Origin of the sequence: Arthrobacter sp. H20, assembly GCF_000520515.1 — a bacterium.
Taxonomy (GTDB): Bacteria; Actinomycetota; Actinomycetes; order Actinomycetales; family Micrococcaceae; genus Arthrobacter_D.
In genome coordinates this window covers 59,866-68,747 of sequence record NZ_KI914715.1, presented here as the reverse complement: position 1 = coordinate 68,747, position 8,882 = coordinate 59,866, and the positions used below count along the sequence as shown (strand labels likewise).

Annotated in this window: 7 protein-coding genes; 4 read left to right on the top strand and 3 right to left on the bottom strand. The window is 62.5% G+C overall.

Annotated elements, in window-relative coordinates; all coding sequences use genetic code 11:
- Positions 1–549 (bottom strand): S-layer homology domain-containing protein (locus Y703_RS17960; protein ID WP_162148864.1); only part of this gene is annotated, 549 nt, incomplete at its 3' end.
- Between the two features lie 254 nt (positions 550–803).
- Here Y703_RS17960 and Y703_RS0104510 point away from each other — a divergent pair.
- Positions 804–1,826: a zinc metalloprotease gene (locus Y703_RS0104510; RefSeq protein ID WP_253907935.1), complete on the top strand. Its 1,023-nt coding sequence runs from the start codon at positions 804–806 to the stop codon at positions 1,824–1,826.
- 95 nt (positions 1,827–1,921) lie between these two features.
- On the opposite strand, the gene Y703_RS0104505 is transcribed toward Y703_RS0104510, so the two are convergent.
- Together Y703_RS0104505 and Y703_RS0104500 are read right to left on the bottom strand one after the other, a co-directional pair.
- Positions 1,922–2,974: a LacI family DNA-binding transcriptional regulator gene (locus Y703_RS0104505; protein WP_051427306.1), complete on the bottom strand. Its 1,053-nt coding sequence runs from the start codon at positions 2,972–2,974 to the stop codon at positions 1,922–1,924.
- Complete coding sequence (locus Y703_RS0104500) at positions 2,956–4,662, bottom strand: glycoside hydrolase family 13 protein (protein ID WP_035763832.1); 1,707 nt, start codon at positions 4,660–4,662, stop codon at positions 2,956–2,958. The genes Y703_RS0104505 and Y703_RS0104500 overlap by 19 nt, the downstream gene beginning before the upstream one ends.
- 227 nt (positions 4,663–4,889) lie before the next feature.
- Here Y703_RS0104500 and Y703_RS0104495 point away from each other — a divergent pair, with 227 nt between their 5' ends.
- The 3 genes from Y703_RS0104495 to Y703_RS0104485 are packed head-to-tail and all read left to right on the top strand — an operon-like array spanning position 4,890 to position 8,758.
- A complete protein-coding gene (locus Y703_RS0104495) occupies positions 4,890–6,218 on the top strand; it encodes a sugar ABC transporter substrate-binding protein (protein WP_026551752.1) in 1,329 nt (442 codons plus the stop codon).
- 6 nt (positions 6,219–6,224) lie between these two features.
- On the top strand, positions 6,225–7,823 hold the full coding sequence (locus tag Y703_RS0104490; RefSeq protein ID WP_081743391.1) for an ABC transporter permease subunit: 1,599 nt from the start codon (positions 6,225–6,227) through the stop codon (positions 7,821–7,823).
- Positions 7,820–8,758 (top strand): sugar ABC transporter permease, encoded by a 939-nt coding sequence (locus tag Y703_RS0104485; RefSeq protein WP_081743390.1) that lies wholly within the window; start codon positions 7,820–7,822, stop codon positions 8,756–8,758. Before Y703_RS0104490 ends, Y703_RS0104485 begins: the two co-directional genes overlap by 4 nt.
- The last annotated feature ends 124 nt before the right edge of the window (positions 8,759–8,882 follow it).

The window sequence follows — 8,882 nt, the reverse complement described above, 5'->3', positions numbered from 1 at the left end:
GGGCCAGCCGGTGGAGATCCCGGTGTTCGCGAGCCAGCTGATCTCCTTGTAGAACATGTTGGAGGTGGGCACATCGCGGAACGCGCTGGTTTCGGACGCGGTGAACGCTGGCTTCACGGAGAACCGATAAAGGAACGCCGCCATGGCATCCCTATTGACTGAGCTGAGCGGCTTGAAGGTCCGGTCCGGGTAGCCCGTGGTGATCCCTTGCGACGCCAACCAATGGATCTCCTTATAGAACTGGATTCCTACCGGAACATCGGTGAACCACGACTGTGCGGGCGGCTGGTAGGCCGGCGAGCCAGCCAGCCGGTAAAGGAAGGCTGCCATCGCGTCCCTTGCTACCGACTGCAGCGGGCGGAACGTGCCATCCGACCATCCCTTCGAGATCCCCTGATCGGCAAGCCAGGTGATTTCGGTATGGAACTGGCTGGTCGATGGAACGTCCCGGAAGGTGGTGGCGGCGCTGACCTGAGCGGGCGCCACCAGGGTACCGGCGCCGATCACCAACACGGCGAGCATCATGAGGGCGGCTCTGATTGTTTTCATAAGTTCTCCAGGAAGTGCGAACGCGGATGAAAGTGGCACAACGCGACACAGGAAGAAGAACTTTGAACGTCTGGGACCCCCAGCGCATGACGTCCCCCGCTCATGCTCGTGACTGAAGCATACGGGCGCCCGGTCCCTTCTAGCGGGTTACTTGGCACAGCATTGCGTCAGGATTACCGAAAGAATCGTTGCGAGCACGCAGCCATCGGTGATGCTGAACCTGGAACATTCACAAGTACGGGGGAAGCAGTGCCATGGGGGCAATGGATCGTGAGTGGTTCTATAAGGACAACGACACCACGCCGGTCCGCCGACCGGAGTCCCGGCCGGGAGTCGGATCCGGTGTGCAGCGATCTCCCTCGGGCCGGGTTCCCCTGTGGGCTCTTGAAGAATCGCTGAACGGACAGCTTCACGACTACGCACCGGGTCGGAAGTCACGCAGACAGGGGCGCCTGCGCATTCGAAAGCAGCGACGTCGTCGGTCCTCCGGTCGAGGGCTGAAACTCAGCACGTTTGGAGTGATTGCCATTGTCATCGGGCTGTATCTGACTCCGACCATCTTCGACCGGTACATCCTCGCCGTTGCGCTCCCCTACCTTCCAGGTTCACCTGTTCCACCTCGAGGCGTGGAAGCTTCCGATGTCCCGCTGGGCTTTCCGCCTGCGACCAATGGATCCACGTCCTTCGCCCTCCTGGAGTCACCCGATGATTCGCAGGACTTCGTGGCGTACGACCCCTGCCGACCCGTGGATTACGTGGTGCGGCCGGACTTCGCACCAGCTGGCACCGACGGACTGATTGAGGAAGCCGTCGCCGAAATATCCGACGCCACCGGGTTGACCTTTGTTCACCGAGGAACCACCACCGAGGCGCCCAGCGAGGACCGGGACACTTACCAGCCGGACCGGTATGGCAAGGGATGGGCTCCCATCCTGATCAGCTGGACGAGTCCGGCGGAGATCCCGGAACTCGAGGGAGACGTCGTTGGCCTGGGCGGCAGTCCCTACGCGCATACTCCAGGCAAGCCGTTCGTTTACGTTGCGGGTCAGGTGCAACTCGACGCACCCGACCTGAACGAAATCATCCGATACCCCGGCGGCCGCGACTACGTGCAGGCGATTATTGTGCACGAGCTAGCGCACGTCATCGGCCTCGATCACGTCGATGACCCCAGTCAACTCATGTTCGAAGGTAATAACAGCCTCACCAGTCTGGGCGACGGCGACCGTGCGGGACTCGCGCTACTTGGCGCCGGGCCCTGCGTCCCGCAGCTGTAGCAAACCAGGAGAGGCGAGCGCACTGCATACAGCAGGCGTATGGACTTTTTGTGCGCAGTTCCTGCGGGTCCTGGCATACTTCCACAACGTCAGCCCTAGAAAGAGCGCGGAGGAGCAGTCGAGGAACGCACGATGAAGTTCAGGGGTAGCGGTTCATCTGCTCCCGGCACACCGTTCCCGCTCAGCTGCAGAAGGATGCGATTCACGGCCTGGGCCCCTTGCTCGTGCGCATGTTGATCGATAGTGGTGAGTCCGAAGGATTCACCGATGGGGTGTCCATCTATTCCGATGACCGAAAGATCCGCGGGGACGCTCATGGCGAGGTCACGCGCAGCGAGAATAATGCCGGTTGCCATTTCGTCGGAGGAGCTGAAAATAGCGGTGGGGCGGTCCCTGGGCTCGGCGAACAGGTTCTTCGCCTTCTGGTACGCGTCATTGAAGGTGAAATCGGCAATCAGAGAGTAACGGGGGTCCGCGGCAATGCCGGCTGTTTTCAGTGCATCCAGGTAGCCGGTGCGGCGGTCACTGGACGTCTTGAAGTAGCGGCCGTGTTCGTTGGAACCGCCGATATGGGCAATCTTTCGATGGCCGAGCCCAATAAGATGCTCGGTGGCACGGCGGGCAGCTTCTTGTTCGTCGATGAAGATCGACCCAGTGCCGGAGAGCCGTCCACCGATTCCAACGATGGGAATGCCGGCGGAGAGAAGTTGCTGGGTTTCATCGTCATCGAGATGCAATGCCACGGCGATCGCGGCATCCAGCCGCTTCCGGAGGAGAAAGTCGTTGAGGACTGTTTCACGGTAGCGGTCCCCCGCGAAATTGTAGAGCGAAAGGTCGTACCCTGCTTCGACCATCGCGCCGGCGGCGCCCTCGAGAACCGTGGAGAAGTACCAGCGATCAATATAGGGAAGAACGACGCCGATCGTCCGGCTGCGACCGGTTGCAAGACTGGACGCGTGGTAGGACATGACGAACCCCAGCTCGTGGGCTGCCTGCTTGACGCGTATTCGCGCCTTGGCAGAAACCTGGCCGTTCCCGCTAAGTGCGCGGGACACCGTTGCCGTGGAGACACCGGCGAGGGCTGCGACATCCTTGATGCGGGGCGGACCCGCGTCAAGGACATTCCGCACTACACCACCTGAAGCCATATACATTCCTCCGGGGCAAGCATACGGGAGGAAGTACTGGCCATGTCCGAGCGCACGAGAACCGGAAGATCGGGTATCAGGTACTCAGTATCCCCCATGTTGAGGATGATCAGGATGTCGTTGTTGACGAAAGCCAGGCAGGTATCGGTCGAGTGGTTTTCCGCCCAGGCGAGTGAGCCGGAGCCGAGCCCGTGCTGACGCCGTGTGGAGAGGGCTTTCTTGTAGAGCGACAAAACGGACTGCGGATCGCTCTGCTGGGCTTCACGGGAAAGTGCCGCCCAACCCTCAGGCTGCGGAAGCCATGATTGCCCATTCGGGCTGTAGCCGAGGGAGGGGCCCTCGGTCGTCCAGGGCAGTGGAACACGACACCCATCGCGTCCCAGCCTGTTCCCCCCGGTGCGATGATAGGCAGGATCCTGCCGGAAGTGGTGGGGCATCTGGGTGTGATCAGGCAGCCCCAACTCCTCGCCCTGGTAAAGGTAGACCCCACCGGGCAGTCCCACCATGAACATGGACGCCGCGATGCCGCGCCGCAAACCCCGGTCGTGATCGGGCTGATGATCGTCGGGCCCGATTCCGTCGCCGTTCCGATGTGGTTCCGTGTGCCCCTGACCGAACCGCGTCGTGTGCCGGACGACGTCATGGTTGGACAGGACCCAGGTGGTGGGAGCGCCGACGCTGTCGAAGGCTTCGAGGGAGGCCGTGACGATGCGTCGCAACTCCGTGGGGTCCCAGGGGGCTGCCAAATAGGAGAAGTTGAACGTCTGGTGCATCTGGTCTTCCCGGACCCAGTCCGCGAGGCGGGTCAGGGGATCGACGCTGGCCTCTCCGCACAGGATGCGCTCGCCGTCGTATTCGCCGAGGATGGACCTCCACCGACGGTAGATGTCGTGGATCCCGGGCTGGCCGAACATCGGTGCGTCGGTGAAGGGGAAGCCGGGGGTGCTGCCACCGTCCGCGCGTCCGCCCCAGTCCGGCAGCCCGGTCGCCTTGACGAGGGCGTGGGCAACATCGACGCGGAACCCGGCTACTCCGCGGTCCAGCCAGAACCGGAGGATACGCTCAAACTCCTCGTGAACCGCCCGGTTGTCCCAGTTGAAGTCCGGTTGCGAGGAGTCGAACAGATGCAGGTACCACTGCCCCGGCTCGCCGTCGGCCTCCACGATCCGCGTCCAGGCTGGACCTCCGAAGTGGGATTGCCAATTGTTCGGGGGCAGAACGCCTGCCTCGCCCGTGCCATCACGGAAGATGAAAAGCTCCCGCTCGGCGCTGCCGGGTTGTGCCGCGAGGGCCCGCTTGAAGAGCCGGTGCTCCTGTGAACAGTGATTCGGCACGAGGTCGATGATGATGCGCAGACCGCGGGTGGTCGCGGAGCTGATCAGGTCGTCGAAGTCAGCGAGGGTCCCGAAGATCGGATCCACATCGCAGTAGTCGCTGACGTCATAGCCGCCGTCGAGTTGCGGCGAGCAGAAGAAAGGGGACAGCCACAGCGCATCGATATCCAGTTCCGCTACCTGGTCCAGCTCGGCGGTGATGCCCTGCAGATCGCCGATGCCGTCTCCGTTGAAGTCCCTGAACGACCGGGGATACACCTGGTAGATCACCGAGGACCTCCACCACTGAGGTACATCGTCGCGTTCGTGGAGCGGGGAGAGGTGAAGGGCGTCAACAACTGAACTTGAAAGCATGTCGACCATTCTAGAGTGTGCGGGACCAAAAATGGAACCGGTTGCAGTCTGCGTTCTCTGGCCCCTAGTGAGTAGATCTGTTTTTCCGCGGTGAGGTGGACGACTTTACTGCAATCCCTTACAGTTGTGACACATCACACGCTCTCGCGGGAACAGCTCTTCGGGGCTGATCCATGGGAAGCGATTTCAGCCGGGCACTGGTGCCCGATGATCAGAAAGGCGCATCGATGCGCACAAGTACGTCAGGTAAGTTTGTCCAACTGCAGGCGAGGAAAGCTGCAATGGCGTTTGCCGCCTTGTCACTGATCGCAGTTTCCTCCGGATGCTCCTCCCAGTCGGCTCCGTCATCGACCGGTTCAGCCTCGGGTGGAGCCTCGGCCGAAGCCGCGCCGGTCGAGTCCGGTGCTCCCGAGCGTGGGGATGCCGATCTGGTGATTTGGGCCAACGGCCCGTTCGTCCAGGCCATGCAGCCGATCGCTGACAAATTCGGTGAGGAGAATGGGATCACGGTTGAGGTACAGACCGTGGCCACAGATCTGCAGACCAACTTCGTCACCGCGAATGCGTCCGGCAACGGCCCGGACATCGTCGTCGGAGCACATGACTGGATTGGCAACCTGGTGCAGAACAGCGCCATTGACCCGGTGCAGATCAGCGAAGACCAGAAAGAGGCCCTCGTCCCCATCGCTGAGCAGGCCGTGACCTACAACGGGCAGACGTACGGGATGCCTTACTCCATCGAATCCCTCGTTCTGATCCGAAACACGGATCTGGCACCGGAGGCGCCGTCGAGCGTCGAGGAGCTGCTGACGATGGGCCAGGAAGCCGTTGACGCAGGCACCGCTGATCGCGCGCTGAATCTCCAGGTCGGGCCCGAAGGCGATGCCTACTTCATGCAGCCCTTCTACTCGTCCGCGGGTGGATACCTGTTCGGACAGAACGACGACGGCAGCTACGATCCGGCTGACCTCGGCGTCGGCCAGCCTGGTTCCATCGCGGCAGCGGAGAAGATCGCCGAACTCGGCGAAACCGGCACCGGCGACCTCACCCAGTCACTGACCTTCGACAACTCGATCGCGCAGTTCAACTCCGGCAGGATCCCGTTCATGGTCAATGGACCCTGGACGCTGGGAGATATCCGCGAGGCCGGAATCAATTACGAAATCAGCCCGATCCCCGGCTTCGAGGGGATGGACCCGGCCCAGCCGTTCACCGGCGTGCAGTCGTTCTACGTTGCGTCCAAGGGCGAGAATAAGTCCTTCGCGCAGACCTTCCTGCAGACCGTCGTCGGTACCGACGAGACCCAGCGTGCCCTGTACGAGGCCTACGGAATCCCGCCGGCAACGGAGTCGCTGCTCGAAGAGGTTTCAGCCGAGGATCCGGACGCGAAGCTCAGCGCCGAAGCCGCGGCCGCTGGTATCCCCATGCCGGCCCTGCCCGCCATGGCCGCCGTGTGGGCGCCGCTTGGACAGGCCGAAGCAGCGATCGTCGGAGGCGCCGATCCGGAGCAAACGATGATCGACGCCGGGAAAACCATCGCAGCGGCACTGAAGTAACACGAAGTGTCGACCGGACTCAAGCCTGTTCCGGTACGGAAGGTGGGGCCCCGCTTCTCGCTGGGCCCCACCGCTTCCGTACCAGCCCTCCTCGCCAAGATCATTGGCCTCGGCGCAGCCCTCGGCGCTGGGATCTCGCTGACACCACTGCTTGTCGCGGCGGAAAAGTGGGGACTCCTCCTTGGCGTCTGGGTCGGCGTTCTCGGCCTGATCGCCGTCTACTCCACACGCCGCGTCATTCCCGCGAAATACCTCCTGCCGGGAACGCTGCTGCTGACGGTCTTCGTCATCATGCCTATCCTGGCCACCGTGCAGCTGTCCTTCACCAACGCCGGCGATGGCACTCGTGGGACGAAGGAAGAAACGGTCCAGGCCATCGTGGGGAACTCCGTGACGCCGGTTCCCGGCGGAACGATCTACAACATGACAGTCGGCACCGTGGGCCCGGCGTCCACCGGACCTTTCACCCTGTATCTGGTCGACCCGGCAACCAACGAGACGTTCGAGGGAACCGAGGACGGACTGACGCCCATCGAGGATGTCACCGTCGACGGAGGGTTCATCCGCGAAGTCCCCGGAGTCACGATCCTTACCGGCAAGGAGGTCAACGACGTCGGCGCGCAGCTCACCGAGCTCACCGTCCCCACCGAGGGCGGCGCCATCCGCACCCAGGGCATCAACCAGGCCTTCGAAGGTGTCCAGACGCTCCAGTACGACGAGAGCGCCGACACCATCACGAATACGGCGACAGGGCAGACCTACACTCCCCAGACATTCGGTGACCGTGAGTACTTTGCCGACGATCAGGGCGTGCGGGCCTTCGACCAGAGCTGGGAGCAGAATGTTGGCGGTGCGAACTACACCCGCATCTTCACTGATCCGCAGATCCGCGGCCTGCTCATCGGATCGTTCATCTGGACACTGACGTTCGCCGTCGGATCGGTCCTGACCACTTTCCTGCTTGGGCTGTTCCTCGCCGTCACCCTCAACGACCCGCGGGTACGAGGGCTCAAGCTCTACCGGGCGGCCATGATCGTCCCCTACGCCATACCTGTCTTCATTTCCTTTCTGGTGTGGCAGAGCTTCTACAACCGGGATTTCGGACTCATCAACGCGATGCTCGGTGGAGCACGGATCGACTGGCTCGGCGATCCAACCCTTGCCAAGGTCGCCGTCCTCCTGACCAACCTCTGGGTTGGCTTCCCCTACATGTTCTTGATCAGCACCGGTGCGCTCCAGGCATTGCCACAGGACATCAACGAAGCAGCCAAGATCGACGGCGCCAATGCCTGGACCACCTTCACCAAGGTCCAGTTCCCGTTGCTGCTGGTCGCCGTCGCCCCCTTGCTGGTGGCCTCGTTCGCGTTCAACTTCAACAACTTCAACGTGATCCAGCTCGTGACCGGTGGAGGGCCCTTCCCGGGCGGCGGCGGCGCCATCGGAGCTACCGACATCCTGATCAGCGGCGCGTATCGCATCGCGTTCGGATCCGGCGGAGCGCAGTTCGGCTTCGCGTCCGCGATCTCAGTCGTTCTGTTCATCATCACAGCGGTCCTCGCCGGGCTGCAGTTCCGCTACACCAAAGCACTGGAGGACGTGCGATGACCGATACCCAGACCACCGCTGGACAAACCGCGATCGCCGTTCCCGCACGACGCCCCTCGAAGATCCGGGGAGGGATCGAGGTACCCCACGGCGCACGATGGTGGAGGGAGATCGGATGGCGGCACATCGTCGCCCTCTGCGGGGTGGCGTTCGCGCTCTTCCCTGTGCTGTACATCATTTCGGCGGCGCTGAACCCCTTGGGCAGCGTTGCCTCGACACAACTCATTCCGACCACGTTCAGCCTGGCGAACTTCCAGGAACTGCTCAATGGCTCCAACGGTCCGTTCACCCAGTGGTACATCAACACCCTGATTCTCTGTACTGCCGTCTCGCTGGCCCAGGTCTTCCTCAGCACCCTGGCCGCGTACGCCTTCTCACGATTCCGTTTCACCGGGCGGAGGACCGGCCTTCTGGCGCTCCTGCTCATCCAGATGTTCCCCCAGTTCCTGGCGATCGTTGCCCTGTTCCTGCTCGTCGCATCATTCGGGGAAGTCATTCCTGGTATCGGGCTGAATACACTGCTGGGCTACGCGCTGGTGCTGATGGGAGGGGCCCTGGGGCAGGTGTGGCTCATCAAGGGGTTCTTCGATTCCATTCCCACGGAACTCGATGAAGCCGCCCGCATTGATGGGGCAGGGCACTTCCGCATCTTCGTCAGCATCATTCTGCCCCTGATCCGGCCGGTCCTGGCCATCACCGGTCTGCTCGTGTTCGTCTCCGTCATCGGCGAGTACATCCTCGCCAGTATTTTCCTCACCGACAGCAGCGTCCAGACTCTCGCCGTCGGCATGTTCGGGATCATCGCCGGAGACCGCAGCAACAATCTCGGCGTCTTCGCGGCGGGATCCGTCATGATTGCCGTTCCGGTCCTCGTCCTCTTCCTCTATCTTCAACGGTTCATTGTCGGCGGGCTCACCGCTGGATCGGTGAAGTGAAAAGGATGGTCTGGATCCCGTAGCGCAGGTTGTCCCAGCGCCCGCGGTGCGCGAGGGATTCGCGCTGCGCCAACGAAGCGGCGTTCCCCTCCCAACAGCAGTGGCCGGGAGGCTCGGATACAGT